This is a genomic window from Plantibacter sp. MPB07, assembly GCF_046619465.1.
GTDB lineage: Bacteria > Actinomycetota > Actinomycetes > Actinomycetales > Microbacteriaceae > Plantibacter > Plantibacter auratus.
Genome location: NZ_CP177043.1, coordinates 2,726,470 through 2,743,981 on the forward strand (window position 1 = coordinate 2,726,470; position 17,512 = coordinate 2,743,981).

Genomic DNA, 17,512 nt, shown 5'->3' on the forward strand with positions numbered 1-17,512 from the left:
GCTCGGCCAGGCTCGGGGAGCCCGCGTTCTGCCGTCAGCGGACAGGGCGGGCCCGCCGCTACAGGAAGATGTCGGGGTAGAGCTCCGACTCGTCGACGCCCGGCGAGTACTTCGCGAGGTCGGTGACCCCGGCCTCCGCGAGGACGTCCTCCACGATGAGCGATCGACCCGTGAGCTCACGCGCCGACGCCGTCAGGACCTCGTAGGCCGCGTCGGCGTAGATCTCCGGGGTGCGGCTCTTCGCCAGGAGGGCCTCGCCGCCGAGGATGTTGCCGACCGCCGCCGTCTTGATCGTCGTCTTCGGCCAGAGCGTGTTCGCGGCGATGCCGTCGCGTCCGAACTCGGCAGCGAGACCGAGCGTCACCATCGACATGCCGTACTTCGCGAGCGTGTAGCCGGTGTGCGCGCCGAGCCACTTCGGGTCGAGGTTGAGCGGCGGCGACAGCGACAGGATGTGCGGGTTCTCCGCGTCCTTGAGCATGGGGATGGCCGCCCGCGACAGCATGAACGTGCCACGCACGTTCACGTCCTGCATGAGGTCGTACCGCTTCGCATCGAGGTCGAGGGTCCGCGCAAGGCTGATGACGCTCGCGTTGTTGACGACGATGTCGATGCCGCCGAACTCACCGGCCGTCTCGAACACGGCCCGGGTGATGTCGTCGTCGTTCCGGACGTCGCCGAGGATCGGGAGCGCCTGCCCACCGGCCTCGCGGATCGCGTCCGCTGCGGTGTGGATCGTCCCCTCGAGGCGGGGATCGGGGGTGTCGGTCTTGGCGAGGATCGCGACGTTCGCGCCGTCGCGGGCCGCACGCAGGGCGATCGCGAGGCCGATGCCGCGGCTGCCGCCCGACATGAGGATGGTCTTGCCGGCGAGGGTGGTCATGCGGTGGGCTCCTTCGGGGTGGTGGTGGCGGCGCGCTTCGCCGACGCGGCGGCGAACGCCGCGACGCGCGCGACCGACTCGGGCGTCTCGATCGCCGCGCCGATCGTGCGGGCTTCGTCGTCGAGGGCGTCCTGGTAGCCGCGGCCGACGCTCTCGCGCAGCAGCCGCCGCGCCTGACCGAACGCGGCCGTGGCTCCGGCCAACCAGAACGCGGCCACCTCGCGTGCGCGGGCGTCGAGCTGCTCGGCGGGGACCACCTCGGTCACGAGCCCCCAGTCGAGCGCCTCCTCGGCGCTCAGCATCCGCGGGCCGAGGGTGAGCTCGAGCGCCCGACGCATCCCGACCGTCTCGGGCAGCAGGGTGCTCACGCCGCAGTCCGGAGTGAGGCCGATGTCGGCGTACTTGCTGACGAACTTCGCCCGGTCGGACGCGATGACCACGTCGGCGACGAGCATGAACCCCAGCCCACCGCCCGCGACAGCCCCCTGGACGGCGGCGACGATCGGCTTCGCGACCGACTGCAGCGTCCGGTGGCCCTCGTGGATGATGTCGGCGAGTTCGGTGACGAAGGCGCCCGTCGATCCCTCGCTGCCGTCACCCATCCGCGACATCGCGAGGACGTCGCCACCCGCGCAGAACGCCGGACCGTTGGCGTCGAACAGGACCGCCCGGACGTCGTCGCGCTCCGCGATCTCGAGGGCGAGGTCGCGCCACCGTCTGGCCGCACGGTCGTCGATCGCGTTGAGGCTCGCGGGCCGGTTGAGCGTGAGGTGCGCGAGGCCGTCGCTCACCTCGAAGAGGATGGTGTCGTCGCTGGTCACGGAGTGGCTCCCTGGTCGGTGGATGGGTTCGTCGGCATCGGAGAGCCGGTCATTTCGGCGCCATCCGGATCGCGCCGTCGAGGCGGATCGTCTCACCGTTGAGGTAGCCGTTCTCGACGATGTGCAGCGCGAGCGAGGCGTACTCGTCGGGGCGGCCGAGGCGGGCCGGATACGGCACCTGGTGCCCGAGCGACTCCTGCGCCGCCTCGGGCAGTCCGGCGAGCATGGGTGTCTCCATGATGCCGGGCGCGATCGTCACGACCCGGATCCCGAAACGCGCCAGCTCGCGGGCGATCGGCAGCGTCATCGAGTGCACCGCGCCCTTGGACGCGGCGTAGGCGGGCTGGCCGATCTGTCCGTCGAAGGCGGCGACGGACGCGGTGTTGATGATGACGCCGCGGTCGCCTGCGCCGTCGACGGGATCACCGTCCGGATCGTTGTGCTGCATCGCGTCGGCGGTCAGCCGGATGACGTTGAAGGTGCCGAGGACGTTGACGCGCAGGACGCGTTCGAAGGCACCGAGGTCCGCCGGGCCGTCGCGGCCGAGCACCTTCGCCGGTGGTGCGATGCCGGCGCAGTTCACGACGACCCGCAGCGGTCCACGCGACACCGCCGCTTCGACCGCCGCCTGCACCTGCTCACCGTCGGTGACGTCGGCGGGCACGAAGGTCGCGAACCCGCCGAGCGCCTCGGCCCGCTCCGCCCCGGGTGAACCGGGGAGGTCGACGAGCACGACGCGCGCGCCGGCACCGGCCAGCCGCGTCGCGGTCGCGAATCCGAGTCCCGAGGCGCCGCCGGTGACGATCGCCGAACTGCCGGTCACATCCATGTGCTGGTTCCCTTCACGTGGTGGGCGCGCCCATCAGAGGCGCTCGATGATCGTCGCGTTGGCCATACCGCCGCCCTCGCACATCGTCTGCAGCCCGTAGCGGCCGCCGGTCGCCTCGAGCTGGCCGAGGAGGGTGGCGAGGAGCTTCGTCCCGGAGGCGCCGAGCGGGTGCCCGAGGGCGATCGCCCCACCCCGCGGATTGAGCCGGTCGTCGTCCACCCCGAACTCGCGTTGCCACGCGAGCGGGACGGACGCGAACGCCTCGTTGACCTCGAACGCGTCGATGTCGTCGATGTCGAGCCCGCTGCGCTCCAGGATGCGGCGGGTGGCGGGGAGGATGCCGGTGAGCATCTCGATCGGGTCGCTCCCGACCGCGGCGAAGGAGACGAAGCGCGCACGCGGCGTCAGCCCCAGCTCGAGCGCCCGGACCTCGCTCATGATGAGCGCGGCGGAGGCGCCGTCGGTGAGCGGTGAGGCGTTCCCCGGGGTGATCCGCCAGGCGATCTCGGGGAAGCGCGCCGCGAGCCGCTCGTCGCGGAAGACGGCGGGGAGTCCGGCGAGCGCCTCGGGGGTCGTCCCGGCACGGACCGTCTCGTCGGTCGTGACGACGGAACCGTCGGGGAGGGTGACGGCGACGACCTCGCCGTCGAACCCGCCGGACGCCCAGGTCGCGGCGGCGCGCTCGTGGGAGCGGGCGGCGAAGGCGTCGAGCTCCTCGCGGCTGAGGTTCCAGCGGGCGGCGATGAGTTCGGCGGAGACACCCTGGCCGACGAGGCCCTCGCGGAAGCGGGCTCGGAGGGCGGAGCCGAAGGGGTCTGCCCCCTGCACGTTGGAGCCCATCGGCGCCCGACTCATCGATTCGACACCGCAGGCGATGACGACGTCGTTGCCGGCCGACATGACGCTCTGCGCGGCGAAGGTGGTGGCCTGCTGGCTGGAGCCGCACTGCCGGTCGATGGTGGTGCCGGGCGTCTCCTGCGGGAGGCCTGCGGCGAGCGCCGCGTTCCGCGCGATGTTCTGCCCCTGCTCGCCGGACTGGGTGACGCAGCCGGCGTAGACGTCCTCGACGACCGCGGGATCGATGCCGGTCCGCTCCACGAGCGCACGGATCGTGCCGGCGAGGAGGTCCGTCGGGTGCACGGCGTTCAGCGCACCGCCCGGTTTGCCCCGGCCGGACGGCGTCCGGATCGCGTCGACGATCACTGCAGTGCGCATAGCCATCTCCTTCGAGGTCTGCATCCACCCTAGGCCTGGCGCCTGCGCGTGCGGCGGCGGTTGTCGCCCTTCGACAAGCGAGGGGCCGGAACGTCCGTGTCCGCTGGACCGGCCCGACGATCCGCGGTCGGCGCCACGTACGATTGAGCGGTGGCCGACCCGAAGATCCTCCTGTACTACGCGTTCGCTCCCCTGGCGGACCCGGAGGCGATCCGGCTGTGGCAGCGCGACCTCTGCGAGTCACTCGGTCTCCGTGGCCGCATCCTCATCTCGAAGGACGGCATCAACGGCACCGTCGGCGGCGAGCTCGACGCCTGCAAGCTCTACGTCCGGAAGACGAAGGAGCACCCCGCGTTCCGGGACCTCGACGTGAAGTGGAGCGACGGCTCCGGCTTCGACGAGGACGACCCCGTGCGCACGGCCAGGCACCGACCCGCACCCTGGCGTCGGAGTAGCGACTTCCCGAAGCTCAGCGTGAAGGTGCGCGAGGAGATCGTGTCCTTCGGCGCCCCCGGTGAGCTCGTGGTGGACGAGCACGGCGTCACCGGCGGCGGGGTGCACCTGCAGCCGACGGAACTGCACGAGCTCGTCGCGGAGCGCGGCGACGACGTCGTGTTCTTCGACGGCCGGAACGCCTTCGAGGCCGAGATCGGGCGGTTCGCCGGTGCGGTCGTGCCCGACGTCGCGACCACCCGGGACTTCGTCGCCGAACTCGACAGCGGCAAGTACGACCACCTGAAGGACAAGCCGGTCGTCACCTACTGCACGGGCGGCATCCGCTGCGAGGTGCTCTCGGGACTCATGCGCTCTCGCGGCTTCGGCGAGGTGTACCAGCTCGACGGCGGCATCGTCCGGTACGGCGAGCAGTTCGGCGACGACGGCCTGTGGGAGGGATCCCTGTACGTGTTCGACAAGCGGGGCTCGCTCGAGTTCAGTGATCATGCGGCCGTCATCGGGCACTGCGTCGTCTGCGACACGCCGACGAAGCACCTGCAGAACTGCGCGGACCCCTCCTGTAAGACGCAGTTGGTCGTGTGCGAGGCGCACGCGGACGGGCCCGACGGCGGCCCGCGATGCGCCGTTCACACCGGCGCCGACGTCTCCACCGATGCTCGCACCGGCCAGCCCGCCTGATCCGCCACCGTCATGACCGCCCACTTCCGCCTCCGCACCGAGCTCGCCGGGACGATGCAGCAGGCCTTCGACCTCTCGCGGTCGATCGACGCCCACCTCGGCTCGATGGCGGACACCGGTGAACGGGCGGTCGGCGGCGTGACCTCCGGGCTGATCGGCCTCGGTGAGACCGTCACCTGGCGGGCGAGGCACTTCGGTGTGCCGTGGACGATGACGAGTCGGATCACCGCGTTCGAGGAACCCCACCGGTTCACCGATGAACAGCTGTCCGGTCCGTTCCGGACGTTCCGCCACGTCCACCTCTTCGAACCGCTCGAGCGCCCGATGGGGACGGCGCGGACCATCATGCTCGACGACGTCACGTTCTCGGCGCCGTTCGGTCCGCTCGGCGTCGTGGCCGAACACGTCGCGCTCACCCGGCACCTGCGACGGCTCATCGAGTCGCGGAACCGGTGGTTGGCTGAGGCACTTCGACAAACTCAGTGACCGACGGGTGCGGCTCAGTGACCGGAGGGTGCGGCGGTCCGGTCCCTGAGCCTGTCGAAGGGCGAATACCTCGACATCGAGACAACCCGACACCTGTCGTGCCGCGCCCTGACCGCGCACATCCGCCCCTGCCAAGATGGAGCCATGGGTGCTCGCACGAAGTCGAAACTGGCCATCATCGGGGCGGGGAGCGTCGGTTCGTCCCTCGCCTACGCCTCGCTCATCCGCGGCAGCGCCCGGCGGGTGGCGCTCTACGACATCGACGGCAAGCGGGCCTCGGCCGAGGTCCTCGACCTCGCCCACGGGACGCAGTTCACCGGGTCGAGCAGCATCACGGGCGGTGACGACATCTCGGTCGTCGCCGATGCGGACGTCGTCGTGATCACGGCCGGCGCGAAGCAGGAACCCGGCCAGACCCGACTCGACCTCGCTGGCACGAACATCCGTATCCTCGAGCAGCTGCTCCCGAAACTCGTCGAGCACGCACCGGACGCCGTCTACATGCTCGTCACGAACCCGTGCGACGTCCTCACCGTCGCCGCCCAGCAGATCACGGGGCTGCCGCGCGAACGCGTCTTCTCCTCCGGCACCGTCCTCGACACCTCCCGGCTGCGCTGGTTGCTCGCTGAGCGCGCGGGTGTCGCGACCTCGGCGGTGCACGCACTCATCGTCGGCGAGCACGGCGACAGCGAACTGCCGCTGTGGTCGCAGGCGACCATCGGTCCCGTCCCGATCCTCGACTGGGAGCTGCCCGACGGCTCGCGCTTCACGGAGCAGCGGCTCGACGAGATCGCGACCGACGTCCGGACGGCCGCCTATCGCGTCATCGAGGGCAAGGGCGCGACGAACTACGCGATCGGACTCTCCGGGGCACGGATCGTCGAGGCCATCCTCGGCGACGAGCACGCGATCCTGCCGGTGAGCACCGTGCTCGGCGGGTACCACGGCGTCAGCGGGGTCGCCCTGTCGGTGCCGAGCATCGTCGACCGTTCGGGCGTGCGCTCGGTGGTCGAGGTCGCGATGTCGCCCCGCGAGGAACAGCAGTTCGCCCACTCGGCCGCTGCAGTCCGCGCGTCGCTCGACTCGCTCGGGCTGTAGCAGCCGACCTCCTCCTCGACTCCGCCGTCCCTGTCTCAGGAGAGGTGCGGCGCGCCGCCCCGATGCGCGCCGGCCACGCCGGGCATCTCCTGAGACGGGGCCACGGCGCCTTCACCGGGATCTCCCCCGAGCGACCGATGCGCAACCGGTGTCGGCCCCGATAGCGTTGCAGGACGAGGCGCGGATCCGGCCGCGCCCCTGGGGAGGCACCGGATGACCGCTGGCGTGACGATCGAGTTCGATGGACTCTCGAAATCCTTCGGGGCGGTGCAGGCGGTCGACGACTTGACGTTCCACGTGGAACCGGGCAAGGTCACCGGCTTCCTCGGCCCGAACGGCGCCGGGAAGACGACGACCCTGCGCATGCTGCTCGGCCTCGTTCAACCGACGTCGGGGAGGGCGACCTTCGGCGGTGTCCCCTACGCCAAGCTGCCGGTCCCAGCAGCGACCGTCGGAGCGGCTCTCGAGGCGGCGAGCTTCGTCCCCGGCCGCACCGCCCGGAACCATCTGCGCGTGCACGCCTCGGCAGCACGTCTGCCGGCGAGCCGGGTGGACGTCGTGCTCGCGCAGGTCGGCCTGCTCGAGGTCGCAGACCGACGCGTCGCCGGGTACTCGCTCGGCATGCGCCAGCGGCTCGGTCTCGCGACCGCGCTCCTCGGCGACCCCGGTGTGCTCGTCCTCGACGAACCGATCAACGGGCTCGACCCCGAGGGGATCAAGTGGATCCGCGGCTTCCTCACCGCACTCGCGGCCGAGGGGCGGACCGTCCTCATCAGCTCGCACCTGCTCAGCGAGGTGCAGCAGTCCGTCGACGAGGTCGTGATCATCGCGAAGGGACGGCTTGCGCACGTGGGCACGCTCGCGAGCCTCGACGCCGCCGACACCCTCCGCGTCGTCGTGAACTCCCCGGAGCACGAACGGCTCGCCACGGCGCTGACCGCCGCGGGGTACACCTTCGACCAGGCCCGCTCGGGGCTCGTCGTGCACGATGTGGAGGCGATCGACATCGGCCGGGTCGCGCTCGCCGCCGGCATTCCGCTCAGTGCGTTGTCGCGGCATCGATCAGGGCTCGAGGATTCGTTCCTCGCGCTCGTCAGCGGTGGGGAGGACCACGCATGACCTCACTGCTGGCAGCCATCCGCTCCGAGTTCCTCAAGGTGTTCACCACCCGCGTGTGGTGGGGCCTCGCGCTCATCCTGTTCGTGTACGTCGGGTTCGCCGCAGCTGGGGCGGCGCTCCTCTTCGCCAACATCCCGGGCGCGGCCGAGTCCAGCGGGGCCGGGGCGCAGGCGACGAGCGAGATGCTCACACAACCCGGTCTCATCTACGGCTTCGCGACGAGCATCGGGTACGTCTTCCCCGTCCTGCTCGGTGCGCTCGCCACGACCGGCGAGTTCCGGCATCAGAGCCTGACGCCGACGTTCCTCGCCAGCCCGAACCGCGGCCACGTCCTCGTCGGCAAGGTCCTGGCGCTGACCGGGGTCGGCGCGCTGTACGGCGTGATCGCGCTGGTCGCGTCCGTCGGTCTCGGCGGCGGCGCCCTGGCCATCAGCGGCATCGATCCGATGTTGACCGACCCCGACACCTGGGCACTCATCGGGCGTGCGGTGCTCGCGATGGCCCTGTGGGGTGCGATCGGCGTCGGTCTCGGGGCGGTGCTGCCGAGCCAGGTGGGCGCGATCATCGTCGTGCTGGCCTTCACGCAGTTCGTCGAGCCGCTGCTTCGCCTGGCCTCCTCATTCTCCGAGGTCACCGCGTCCATCGGCCGGTTCCTGCCGGGTGCTGCGACGGACGCCCTCGTCGGACCGAGCTTCTACTCGATGATGTCCGCTCAGCAGGACGCGCTGACCTGGTGGCAGGGCGGACTCGTCCTCCTCGGCATCGGGGTCGTCGTCGCGCTCATCGGCTACGCCACGACCTGGCGCCGCGACGTCACCTAGGCACGGCGGGCGCGACGGCTCAAGCCAGCCAGCCTCTCGCCGGCGAGGCGTAGGCTCGACGGACAGCCACCGACCGGTCACCGCACCGGAGACAGGAGCACCATGGGCCGCGCATACCTCGTCGAGCAGGTCAAGCACGAGGGTGGCAAACCCACCCGGACGGTCGACCTCCGCGACCTCCCCGACGCCTCGCTGCCCGACGCCGCCGTCACCGTCGACGTCGAGTACTCGAGCATCAACTACAAGGACGCCCTGGTCCTCACCAGGAAGCCGGGTGTCGTACGGTCGTTCCCGATGGTCGCGGGCATCGACCTCGTGGGCGTCGTCGCGGCGTCGAGTGATCCCGCGTGGAGCGCCGGCGACCGCGTGGCCCTGTTCGGCGACGGCCTGAGCGAGACCCGGTACGGCGGGCTGTCCGAACGTGCGAAGGTGCGGTCCGACGCGCTCGTCCGCGTCCCCGACCACGTCTCGAGCGCACAGGCCGCCGCGATCGGCACCGCCGGGTACACCGCGGCCCTCGCCGTGCTCGCGCTCGAGCACGGCAGCACGACGTCCGGTGCCGTCCGCGTCGGCGGGCTCCCCGTGCTCGTCACGGGAGCGGGTGGTGGCGTCGGGAGCATCGCGATCGCGCTACTGGCCGCCGCCGGCTTCGAGGTCACCGCCTCGACCGGGCGGGTCGACGAGCTGGGTGACGCCCTGCGGCGGCTCGGAGCGACGTCGATCGTCGACCGTGCCGAGTTCGCCGAGGCCGGCCGCCCACTCGGCAGCCAGCGCTGGGCGGGAGCCGTCGACTCCGTCGGCGGTCAGACGCTCGCGACGGTCCTGTCGCAGGTCGAGTACGGCGGGACGGTCGCCGCCTGTGGGCTCGCCGGCGGGTCCGACCTCCCGACGTCGGTCATGCCGTTCATCCTCCGCGGGGTCACGCTCGCGGGCGTGAACTCCGTCGAGGCACCGCTCCCACTGCGGCAGGCCGCCTGGGAGCGCGTGACCACCGCGCTCGACCTCGACGTGCTCGACTCCCTGACCGAGACGGTCTCCCTCACCGAGGCGACGGATGCGGCGGAGCGGGTCCTCGCAGGCTCCGTCCACGGCCGGATCGTCGTCGACGTCCGCGCCTGATCGGACCCAAGGAACAGGCCCGGCCGTCCCCAACTCAGGAGAACCGCGGCGCGGCGCACTCCCACCCGAGCGACACACCGGCCGACTCCTGAGACAGGGACACTACCGAACCGGCACGACCGAACTCAGGAGAGTTGCGGCGCGGCGCACGCCCACCCGGGCGACACACCCGCCGACTCCTGAGACAGGGACACCGCCCAGCGCTCCAGGAACGCGACAGCGGCCGGTGCCCGAAGGCGACCGGCCGCTGCCGACGGGACTGCTGAGACTCAGTATCCGGCGGTCGACATGACCGAACCGAGCGCGACGGCGTAGAAGATGCCGCCGATGATGCCGAGCACGACGAGGATGATGCCGATGATGACACCGATCTTGGCGAGCTGGTTCGGGTAGCCGGCGTCCTTGGACTGCTTCTGCGCGACGAGGCTGATGATCAGGCCGACGAGCGGCACGACGATCGCGAGGATGAGGCCGACGAGGCCGAGCGTCTTGCCCGGGTAGTCGGCGGGCAGGGCGCCGCCCGGCTGCTGCGGGGCGTTGTACTGGGGTGCGTTGGTCATGATGGTTCCTCTCGAGGATGGTAGATGCGCCACGGGCGCGAGCCAACAGTAGTGGGTTAGATACCCGACAGGCGATGGGGACAACTCCCCAATCGCCCGGATGTCACCGGGCTACGGGCAGGTGATGGTGGTCGTGCCGTCGGTGTGGACACCGCTCCCGAGGGAGGCGCACGCCTCGTTGAACGCCGCAGCACCGATCGCGATACCCGCGATGGTCGCGATGATCGCGATGACGATGAAGACGATCGACAGGATGAGGCCGACCTTCGCCAGCGTGTTCTTGACTCCCGCGTTCTTCGACTGCACCAGGGCGACGATGCTGAGGATGAGGCCGATCGGCGGGGCGAGGAACGCGAGGATCAGGCCGACGATGCCGAGCGTCTTGCCGGCGGTCGCGTCGCCGGAGGGAGCTGCGCCGCCGGAGTACGCGGGAGCCGCGCCGTACTGGTCCTTCGGGGGCTGCGGCGCCTGGGGAGCCTGCGGCGGCTGGCCGGGGTATTCACCGGGAGGAGGAGTCGACATGGCTGTGGTCCTTTCGAACAGGCGGATCTACGGAGGTTCGAGCGGGCCCAGAATACCGGTCAGACGTCGTTTTGTGCCCTGTTCGAGGCAAATGATTGCGCACGGCCCTGATCAGCGCCAGGATGCGCGGCGCACCGCGTCCTCGACGACGATCCGGATCCGGCGGGGACCGCCGTGCGTCCGGCAGCTCGTCCTAGTGCAGGTCGAGGGCGGCGATGAGCTCGGCGCTGCGACGGGTCGTGATGATGAGCCGCGAGTACTCCGCGTCTTCGAGATCGATGACGACCGACGGTTTGGTGCCCTTGATCACCAGGAAGTCCATGCCACCGTGGAACTTCCACTGGCCGATGGCGAGCGTCAACGGGATCGCGGTGCCCGGCGCACGGATGCCCCGGACCCAGATCCACGGGTCGTCGGTGATGGTGGCGGAACGGATGCTCGACCGTGGCACGACGACGTTGCTCCGACGCAGCGAGAGCGCCTTGTCGTACGCGGACAGCTCGATCTCCAGTCGGTCGGGGTGCAGACGCAAGGAGGCCATGCCTCTAGTCTGCCAACCCCCACCGACGTTCGCGTTGCCGGAAGTTCACAAAGCGGTAACGCATGGTCTGTGCAGCGTCCGACGTCGCCTGCGGAGCGACCGTCCGACTCAGCGGATGGCCGCCGCAGCCGCACGGGCCGCTGCGGGCAGGGCGTCGACGATACGCCCGATCGCCTCGTCGTCGTGCGCCGCGGAGACGAACCAGGCCTCGTACACGCTCGGCGGGAGCGACACCCCCGCGTCGAGCATGCGGTGGAAGAAGGCCGGGTAGCGGAAGGCGTCCTGCTGCAGGACCGCGGCGTAGTCGGTCGGTGCGGTCTCGCTGAAGGCGAAGGAGAACAGGTTCCCGGCGCGTTGCACGGTGTGCGCGACCCCGGCCTCCGTGAGCGCGTTCGAGGTCGCCTCGGACACGATCGCGGCCGCCGCGTCGACCCGACGGTAGACCTCCTGGTCGGCGAGGCGCAGCGTCTCGATGCCGGCGGCGAGGGCCACCGGGTTCCCCGAGAGCGTCCCGGCCTGGTAGACCGGGCCGGTCGGTGCGAGCAGGTCCATGAGCTCGGCGCGCCCACCCAGCGCAGCGAGGGGCATGCCGCCGCCGATGACCTTGCCGAAGGTGAAGAGGTCGGGCTGGTACACGCCGACGGGGATGCTGATGGCACCGGTCGAGTTCGCGACGGCGTGGTTGCCGGCCTCCCAGGCCTCGGCACCCGGGACGGGCTCCGTGCCGGGCGCGACGGCGGCGAGTCCGCGGTTGTCGAGCCCCCACCAACCGGCGGAGGAGACGCGGAACCCGGTGAGCACCTCGTCGATGATGACCAGCGAGCCGTACTCGTGCGCGAGCTTCACGACGCTCGCGTTGAACCCGGGAGCCGGCGGGACGACGCCCATGTTGGCGGAGGCCGCCTCCATGATGATCGCGGCGATGTCCTGGCCACGCTCGGCGAAGACCTCGCGGAGTGCCGACCGGTCGTTGTACGGGACGACGATCGTCTGGGCGGCCGTCTCGGGAGTGACCCCGGCGGACCCCGGCAGGGCGAGGGTCGCGACGCCCGACCCCGCTTCGGCGAGCAGGCCGTCGGAGTGGCCGTGGTAGTGCCCGGCGAACTTCACGATGAGGCTGCGACCGGTGGCACCGCGCGCGAGGCGGATGGCCGTCATGGTCGCCTCGGTGCCGGTGGAGACCATGCGCAGCTTCTCGATCGGCGCGACACCGGACGCCTGGACGCGCTCCTTGACGAGCTCCGCGAGCTCGGTCTCGGCCGGGGTGGACGCGCCGAAGGAGAGGCCGCGGGCCGCAGCGGCCTGCACGGCCTCGACGACCTGCGGGTGCGCGTGTCCTAGGAGCGCGGGGCCCCACGCGCTCACGAGGTCGACGTACTGCACGCCCTCGGAGTCGGTGATGTAGGGGCCGGTCGCGGACACCATGAACCGCGGCGTGCCGCCGACGGAGCGGAATGCACGGACGGGCGAGTTCACCCCACCGGGGATCGACCGCTGGGCTCTGGCGAATGCTGCGTCGTTCATCGGGTTCCTCCTGCACGCAGACCGCGCGCCTCATCCAACCAAACGGCGAGTTCGACGGCCCAGTAGCTCAGGACGGCCTCGGCTCCGGCGCGCTTGATGGACAGCACCGACTCCTCGATCGCGCGTCGGCGGTCGATCCAGCCCTGCCGGGCGGCGGCCTCGATCATCGCGTACTCGCCGGACACCTGGTACGCCCAGACCGGGATCGACACCGTGTCCGCCACGTCGGCCAGGACGTCGAGGAAGCTCCCTGCGGGCTTCACCATGACGATGTCGGCGCCCTCTGCCTCGTCGATGAGCGCCTCGCGCAGACCCTCACGACGGTTGGCGGGGTCGAGCTGGTAGGTGCGGCGATCGCCCTGCAGCTGCGAGTCGACGGCCTCGCGGAAGGGGCCGTAGAGCGCGGACGCGAACTTCGCCGAGTAGGCGAGGATGATCGTGTCGTCGAACCCGGCGGCGTCGAGCGTCTCGCGCACGGCGGCGACCTGGCCGTCCATCATGCCCGAGAGGCCGAGGAGGGCCGAGCCCGACTCGGCCTGGGCCAGCGCCATGTCGCGGTAGCGGTCGAGCGTGCGGTCGTTGTCGACGCGCCCGCGGTCGTCGAGGACACCGCAGTGTCCGTGATCGGTGAACTCGTCGAGGCAGAGGTCGGTCTGCACGACCAGGGCGTCGCCCACCTCGGCGACGAGTGCGCGGGTCGCGACGTTGAGGATGCCGTCGGGGTCGGTCGCGCCGGAACCCACGGCGTCGCGCTCGGCCGGGACACCGAAGAGCATGACCCCACCGATGCCGGCCGCAGCCGCCTCAGCCGCGGCACGCTTGGCGCTGTCGACGGTGTGCTGTCGGACACCCGGCATCGAGGAGATCTCGACCGGCTCGGAGACGCCCTCCCGCACGAACATGGGGAGCACCAGCTCCGCCGGGTCGAGTCGCGTCTCGCTGACGAGGCGACGGATGGCCGGCTGCTGCCGGAGACGACGGGGACGGGTCTCGGGAATGCTCACCCGTCCAGCCTACGCGCCGCTGCCGACGAGCCCTCCCGGTTCGCGCAGGGCGTGAAGCCGGTCAGCGGATCCCGTCGCCGGCGTCCTCGTCGAGGTTCCGGCTGAGCGCCACGGACACGATCGCCTCGATCAGCGAGTCGACCGTCTGCTGCTCCGCCACGACGTCGACCCGGAGCCCGTAGCCTCGGGCGTCACGAGCCGTACGGGGTCCGATCGCCGCGATGACGGTGCTCTCGGGGATCTCGGGGAACTGCGAACGAACCTGCTCCGCCACGCTGCCCGAGGTGACGAGGATCGCACGCACCCGGCCGCTGGCGACGTCGGCGACGATCTTCTCTGCCACCGGGACACCGACCGTGCGGTAAGCCACGACGGACTGGACGTCGTGTCCGGCAGCGATCAGGCCCTCCGTGAGGAGCGGCTTGGCGATGGCCGAGCGGAGCGTGAGGATGCGCTTCGGGTGCGGTTCGAGCGCCGTGAGCTCCTGCACCATGCCCTTGGCGGAGTTGTCCTTCGCCGGCACGAGGTCGACGCTGTAGCCGACGGCCGTGAGCGCGGCAGCGGTCGTCTCTCCGACGGCGGCGACCCTCGTCGTCTCGGGGATCCGGATCCGCTGCGAGGACAGCACGTCGACCGTGGTCGCGCTCGTCACGGTCAGCCAGTCGAACTCTCCAGCCTCGAGCGCCGCGAGTGCGGCCCCGAGGGTCTCCGGGTCGTCGGTGCTGGCGAAGTTGATCATCGGGGCGACGACGGGCGACCCACCCTTGCCGCGGACCGTCCCGGCGACCGAGTCGCCCCACGGACCGCCGCGCGGCACGAGGACGCGCCACCCGCCGAGCGGCTTGGTGGCGGTGGGAACGGTGTTCGACTTCGTCCAGTCCTTCACGCAGCGCCTCCCAGCGGGGCGAGGTCGGCTGCGCCGGCCTCGATGAGCTCGTCTGCGAGCGAGACACCGAGTGCGTCGGCCGCCTGGAGCAGCTCGCGTCCGTGTCCGTCGCCGGAGAAGCCCTCCGCGCGGCTCTCCAGATGGATCATCTCGGTGCCGTCGAGCGAGTAGACGGCGGCCTGCAGGACGAGGTCTTCGTCGTCGAGCCAGGCTGCCGCGCCGACGGGGGCAGAACAACCGGCCTCGAGCCGACGGAGCACGGCCCGTTCCGCCGTGGCCTGCCAGCGGCTCGGCGCGTGGTCGAGCAACGCGATGGAACCGGCGATGGACGATTCGTCGTCGTCGAGGCACTCGATCGCGAGCGCCCCCTGCCCCGGCGCGGTCGGCCAGGTGTCGAGGTCGAAGAGCCCGGTCACGGCGTCGAGGCGTCCGAGGCGGGTGAGACCGGCGGCCGCGAGGACGACGGCGTCGAGGTCGTCGTCGATGCGGCGCAGGCGGGTGTCGATGTTGCCGCGGATGTCGACGACCTCGAGGTCGGGCCGGATACGCTTCAGCTGCGCGATCCGACGCGGTGAGCCGGTGCCGATCCTGGCACCCTGCGGCAGGTCGTCGAGCGAGCGGTCGTCGGAGGCGCACAGGGCGTCGCGCGGATCCTCACGCATGGGCATGGCGGCGATCGTGAAGCCCTCGGCCGGAGCCGTCGGCAGGTCCTTCAAGGAGTGCACGACGAGATCGCACGCGCCGTCGAGCAGGGCGTCGCGGAGCGCGTTGACGAACACACCCGTCCCGCCGATGGTGGAGAGCGACTCGCGACTCGTGTCGCCCTGCGTCGTGACGGTGACGATCTCGACGTCCTCACCGGTGGCCGCTGTGAGGGCGTCGGCCACATGACCGGTCTGCGCCAGCGCCAGGGCACTGCCGCGGGTTCCGATGCGAAGGGTCATGGGGCGATCCCCGAGAACGCCGGTTTGAAGCCCAGCCGGGCGTTCTCGCAGCACCCGGGGCGGCAGACGTCGTACCAGGGGCCGAGGTCGGTCATGTGCGGTCGTTCCTCGACGGGCGTGCCGTCGCGGCGCTCGAGGACGAGGTCGACGAGTCCCTTGACGTAGGCGGCGGCGGTGCCAGGCGTCGGGACGCGGACGGCGGCCAGGCCGTGCTCGCCGGCCGTCTCGATGGCCTCGTTGTCGAGGTCCCACATGACCTCCATGTGGTCGCTCACGAAGCCGAGCGGCACGATGACGATCGCCTTGCGGCCGGCGGCGGGCAGCTCGGCGATCGCGTCGTTGATGTCGGGCTCGAGCCACGGCATGCTCGGCGGGCCGGAGCGCGACTGGTAGACGAGCTGCCACGGCACCGAGACGCCGCTGCCGACCGCGCCACCGAGGACACCGGCCTCACGGAGCTGGTCGATGGCGTTCGCCATGACGACCTCGGCCACCGCGAGGTGCTGGGCTTCGTACGCGCCGTGGTCGCCGAAGCCGCGGAAGTCGGGGCCGGAGCGCGCGGCGTCACCGGTGGGGATCGAGTGTGTCGCGAAGAGCACCTCGATCTCCGTCTCGGCGGAGAGCTCGGGCTGTTCGCGCAGGTACTCGGCGATCGCGTCACGGACACCGTCGATGAACGGGGTCACGAAGCCGGGGTGGTCGAAGAACTGACGCACCTTGTCGATCTGGATCTCGCCCTGGAGGTTCGTCTCGTCGACGGCGATCGCGAAGTCCTCGCGGTACTGCCGACAGCTCGAGTACGAGGAGTAGGCGCTCGTGGCGATCGCGATGAGTTTCGTGAAGCCGCGCTCGTGCGCCTCGGTCAGCGCGTCGCGCAGGTACGGGTCCCAGTTGCGGTTGCCCCAGAGGACCGGGAGGTCGATGCCACGTGAGGCGAGTTCGAGCTCCAGGGCCGCCTTCAGCGCACGGTTCTGGTCGTTGATCGGGCTGACGCCGCCGAAGTGGCGGTAGTGGTGCGCGACCTCTTCGAGACGCTCCTCGGGGATCCCGCGTCCGCGCGTGACGTTGCGGAGGAACGGGATGACGTCGTCCTGGCCTTCAGGCCCGCCGAAACCGGCGAGGAGGATGGCGTCGTAGTCCGTCGGCTCGGAGACGTGCTCAGGACCGGCCGCTGCAGCGTCGGTCGCGCCGCGGACGATGCGCTCGGGGGCCTCGGCTCCGGTGCTCCCCAGGTTCATGGCGGCCATCAGCGCACCACCTCCAATGCCTCGGCGGGCGTGATACGGCGGCCCGTGAAGAACGGCACCTCTTCGCGCACGTGGCGGCGCGCTTCGGTGTTGCGCAGGTCGCGCATGAGGTCGACGAGTTCGACGACGTCGTCGGCCTCGAGCGGCAGGAGCCACTCGTAGTCGCCGAGGGCGAAGGAGGCGACGGTGTTGGCGAGCACACCCGTGAACGCCGCGCCCTGACGGCCGTGCTCGGCGAGCATCTTGCGACGCTCCTCCTCCGGCAGGAGGTACCACTCGTAGCTGCGCACGAAGGGGTACAGGCAGAGCCAGCCCTTCGGCTCGATGCCGCGGAGGAACCCGGGGACGTGCTGCCGGTTGAACTCGGCGTCGCGGTGGACGCCCATGGCGTTCCAGGTGGGCGCGAGCGAACCGAGGATGGCGGTGCGGCGCAGCTCCCGGAGGCCGGCCTGCAGGCCCTCGGCGGTGTCGCCGTGGAGCCACAGCATGAGGTCGGCGTCGGCGCGGAGGCCGGAGACGTCGTAGATGCCGCGCAGGGTCACGCCCTGGGATTCGACGAGCGCGATGGATGCTTCGAATTCGGAGACATGCTCTTCGCCGAGCGGCAGCGCACTCGCCGGCTCGCGGCGCAGGACAGCCCAGAGGGTGAATCCTGAGGGGCCAGTCGGGGTGGCTGAGTCGGTCGGGTGGTGCGATGCCTCGGCAGAGGCCGGGTGAGTCATAGTCCTATCCTCACCCAGTTCGGTCGATTGGGCAAAA

19 protein-coding genes are annotated in these 17,512 nt (G+C 71.0%); 6 read left to right on the forward strand and 13 right to left on the reverse strand.

Going from position 1 to position 17,512, the window contains the following annotated elements:
- Window positions 1–58 precede the first annotated feature (58 nt).
- The 4 genes from ACLIME_RS12575 to ACLIME_RS12590 are packed head-to-tail and all read right to left on the reverse strand — an operon-like array spanning window position 59 to window position 3,748.
- Window positions 59–883, reverse strand: coding sequence for an SDR family oxidoreductase (locus ACLIME_RS12575; protein WP_064294896.1), 825 nt, complete (start codon window positions 881–883; stop codon window positions 59–61).
- The gene (locus ACLIME_RS12580; RefSeq protein WP_411557124.1) at window positions 880–1,704 is read right to left on the reverse strand and encodes an enoyl-CoA hydratase/isomerase family protein; all 825 of its coding nucleotides are present in this window, start codon (window positions 1,702–1,704) and stop codon (window positions 880–882) included. Before ACLIME_RS12580 ends, ACLIME_RS12575 begins: the two co-directional genes overlap by 4 nt.
- Window positions 1,705–1,753: 49 nt before the next feature.
- Window positions 1,754–2,533, reverse strand: a complete 780-nt coding sequence (locus ACLIME_RS12585; protein ID WP_411557125.1) for a 3-hydroxyacyl-CoA dehydrogenase — start codon at window positions 2,531–2,533, stop codon at window positions 1,754–1,756.
- A gap of 33 nt (window positions 2,534–2,566) precedes the next feature.
- The gene (locus ACLIME_RS12590; RefSeq protein WP_411557126.1) at window positions 2,567–3,748 is read right to left on the reverse strand and encodes a thiolase family protein; all 1,182 of its coding nucleotides are present in this window, start codon (window positions 3,746–3,748) and stop codon (window positions 2,567–2,569) included.
- 150 nt (window positions 3,749–3,898) lie between these two features.
- Here ACLIME_RS12590 and ACLIME_RS12595 point away from each other — a divergent pair, with 150 nt between their 5' ends.
- From ACLIME_RS12595 to ACLIME_RS12620, 6 genes are all read left to right on the forward strand, one after another.
- A complete protein-coding gene (locus ACLIME_RS12595) occupies window positions 3,899–4,882 on the forward strand; it encodes a rhodanese-related sulfurtransferase (RefSeq protein WP_411557127.1) in 984 nt (327 codons plus the stop codon).
- 12 nt (window positions 4,883–4,894) lie between these two features.
- A complete protein-coding gene (locus tag ACLIME_RS12600; RefSeq protein WP_411557128.1) occupies window positions 4,895–5,368 on the forward strand; it encodes an SRPBCC family protein in 474 nt (157 codons plus the stop codon).
- Between the two features lie 144 nt (window positions 5,369–5,512).
- Window positions 5,513–6,466 carry an L-lactate dehydrogenase gene (locus ACLIME_RS12605; RefSeq protein WP_411557129.1) on the forward strand — a complete coding sequence of 318 codons (954 nt, stop codon included), beginning with the start codon at window positions 5,513–5,515 and terminating at the stop codon, window positions 6,464–6,466.
- Window positions 6,467–6,679: 213 nt separating this feature from the next.
- Window positions 6,680–7,585 (forward strand): ATP-binding cassette domain-containing protein, encoded by a 906-nt coding sequence (locus tag ACLIME_RS12610; RefSeq protein ID WP_137244235.1) that lies wholly within the window; start codon window positions 6,680–6,682, stop codon window positions 7,583–7,585.
- Complete coding sequence (locus tag ACLIME_RS12615) at window positions 7,582–8,406, forward strand: ABC transporter permease (protein ID WP_411557130.1); 825 nt, start codon at window positions 7,582–7,584, stop codon at window positions 8,404–8,406. Before ACLIME_RS12610 ends, ACLIME_RS12615 begins: the two co-directional genes overlap by 4 nt.
- Window positions 8,407–8,508: 102 nt before the next feature.
- Entirely contained in the window at window positions 8,509–9,525 is a 1,017-nt protein-coding gene (locus ACLIME_RS12620) for an MDR family oxidoreductase (RefSeq protein WP_411557131.1), read from the forward strand.
- Between the two features lie 269 nt (window positions 9,526–9,794).
- Here ACLIME_RS12620 and ACLIME_RS12625 read toward each other — a convergent pair whose 3' ends face one another.
- From ACLIME_RS12625 to hemQ, 9 genes are all read right to left on the reverse strand, one after another.
- Window positions 9,795–10,085 carry a hypothetical protein gene (locus ACLIME_RS12625; RefSeq protein WP_064294905.1) on the reverse strand — a complete coding sequence of 97 codons (291 nt, stop codon included), beginning with the start codon at window positions 10,083–10,085 and terminating at the stop codon, window positions 9,795–9,797.
- 111 nt (window positions 10,086–10,196) lie between these two features.
- Entirely contained in the window at window positions 10,197–10,607 is a 411-nt protein-coding gene (locus tag ACLIME_RS12630; RefSeq protein WP_138945552.1) for a DUF4190 domain-containing protein, read from the reverse strand.
- Between the two features lie 193 nt (window positions 10,608–10,800).
- Window positions 10,801–11,148 (reverse strand): hypothetical protein, encoded by a 348-nt coding sequence (locus ACLIME_RS12635; protein WP_064294907.1) that lies wholly within the window; start codon window positions 11,146–11,148, stop codon window positions 10,801–10,803.
- Window positions 11,149–11,256: 108 nt separating this feature from the next.
- On the reverse strand, window positions 11,257–12,672 hold the full coding sequence (hemL, locus tag ACLIME_RS12640; RefSeq protein ID WP_274500122.1) for a glutamate-1-semialdehyde 2,1-aminomutase: 1,416 nt from the start codon (window positions 12,670–12,672) through the stop codon (window positions 11,257–11,259).
- Entirely contained in the window at window positions 12,669–13,676 is a 1,008-nt protein-coding gene (gene hemB, locus ACLIME_RS12645; protein ID WP_411557132.1) for a porphobilinogen synthase, read from the reverse strand. Before hemB ends, hemL begins: the two co-directional genes overlap by 4 nt.
- Window positions 13,677–13,737: 61 nt before the next feature.
- Complete coding sequence (locus tag ACLIME_RS12650) at window positions 13,738–14,562, reverse strand: uroporphyrinogen-III synthase (protein ID WP_411557133.1); 825 nt, start codon at window positions 14,560–14,562, stop codon at window positions 13,738–13,740.
- Entirely contained in the window at window positions 14,559–15,506 is a 948-nt protein-coding gene (gene hemC, locus ACLIME_RS12655; protein ID WP_085514301.1) for a hydroxymethylbilane synthase, read from the reverse strand. Before hemC ends, ACLIME_RS12650 begins: the two co-directional genes overlap by 4 nt.
- Window positions 15,503–16,753: a ferrochelatase gene (locus tag ACLIME_RS12660; protein WP_124767651.1), complete on the reverse strand. Its 1,251-nt coding sequence runs from the start codon at window positions 16,751–16,753 to the stop codon at window positions 15,503–15,505. The genes hemC and ACLIME_RS12660 overlap by 4 nt, the downstream gene beginning before the upstream one ends.
- A complete protein-coding gene (gene hemQ / locus ACLIME_RS12665; protein ID WP_411557134.1) occupies window positions 16,753–17,475 on the reverse strand; it encodes a hydrogen peroxide-dependent heme synthase in 723 nt (240 codons plus the stop codon). Before hemQ ends, ACLIME_RS12660 begins: the two co-directional genes overlap by 1 nt.
- Window positions 17,476–17,512: the final 37 nt, after the last annotated feature.

What these genes read in the sequence shown, in the direction of transcription:
- ACLIME_RS12575 (WP_064294896.1), bottom strand. Translation starts at nt 883, where the DNA reads ATGACCACCCTCGCCGGCAAGACCATCCTCATGTCGGGCGGCAGCCGC.
- ACLIME_RS12585 (WP_411557125.1), bottom strand. Translation starts at nt 2,533, where the DNA reads ATGGATGTGACCGGCAGTTCGGCGATCGTCACCGGCGGCGCCTCGGGA.
- ACLIME_RS12590 (WP_411557126.1), bottom strand. Translation starts at nt 3,748, where the DNA reads ATGCGCACTGCAGTGATCGTCGACGCGATCCGGACGCCGTCCGGCCGG.
- ACLIME_RS12600 (WP_411557128.1), top strand. Translation starts at nt 4,895, where the DNA reads ATGACCGCCCACTTCCGCCTCCGCACCGAGCTCGCCGGGACGATGCAG.
- ACLIME_RS12605 (WP_411557129.1), top strand. Translation starts at nt 5,513, where the DNA reads ATGGGTGCTCGCACGAAGTCGAAACTGGCCATCATCGGGGCGGGGAGC.
- ACLIME_RS12610 (WP_137244235.1), top strand. Translation starts at nt 6,680, where the DNA reads ATGACCGCTGGCGTGACGATCGAGTTCGATGGACTCTCGAAATCCTTC.
- ACLIME_RS12615 (WP_411557130.1), top strand. Translation starts at nt 7,582, where the DNA reads ATGACCTCACTGCTGGCAGCCATCCGCTCCGAGTTCCTCAAGGTGTTC.
- ACLIME_RS12620 (WP_411557131.1), top strand. Translation starts at nt 8,509, where the DNA reads ATGGGCCGCGCATACCTCGTCGAGCAGGTCAAGCACGAGGGTGGCAAA.
- ACLIME_RS12625 (WP_064294905.1), bottom strand. Translation starts at nt 10,085, where the DNA reads ATGACCAACGCACCCCAGTACAACGCCCCGCAGCAGCCGGGCGGCGCC.
- ACLIME_RS12630 (WP_138945552.1), bottom strand. Translation starts at nt 10,607, where the DNA reads ATGTCGACTCCTCCTCCCGGTGAATACCCCGGCCAGCCGCCGCAGGCT.
- ACLIME_RS12635 (WP_064294907.1), bottom strand. Translation starts at nt 11,148, where the DNA reads ATGGCCTCCTTGCGTCTGCACCCCGACCGACTGGAGATCGAGCTGTCC.
- hemL (WP_274500122.1), bottom strand. Translation starts at nt 12,672, where the DNA reads ATGAACGACGCAGCATTCGCCAGAGCCCAGCGGTCGATCCCCGGTGGG.
- hemC (WP_085514301.1), bottom strand. Translation starts at nt 15,506, where the DNA reads ATGACCCTTCGCATCGGAACCCGCGGCAGTGCCCTGGCGCTGGCGCAG.
- ACLIME_RS12660 (WP_124767651.1), bottom strand. Translation starts at nt 16,753, where the DNA reads ATGGCCGCCATGAACCTGGGGAGCACCGGAGCCGAGGCCCCCGAGCGC.
- hemQ (WP_411557134.1), bottom strand. Translation starts at nt 17,475, where the DNA reads ATGACTCACCCGGCCTCTGCCGAGGCATCGCACCACCCGACCGACTCA.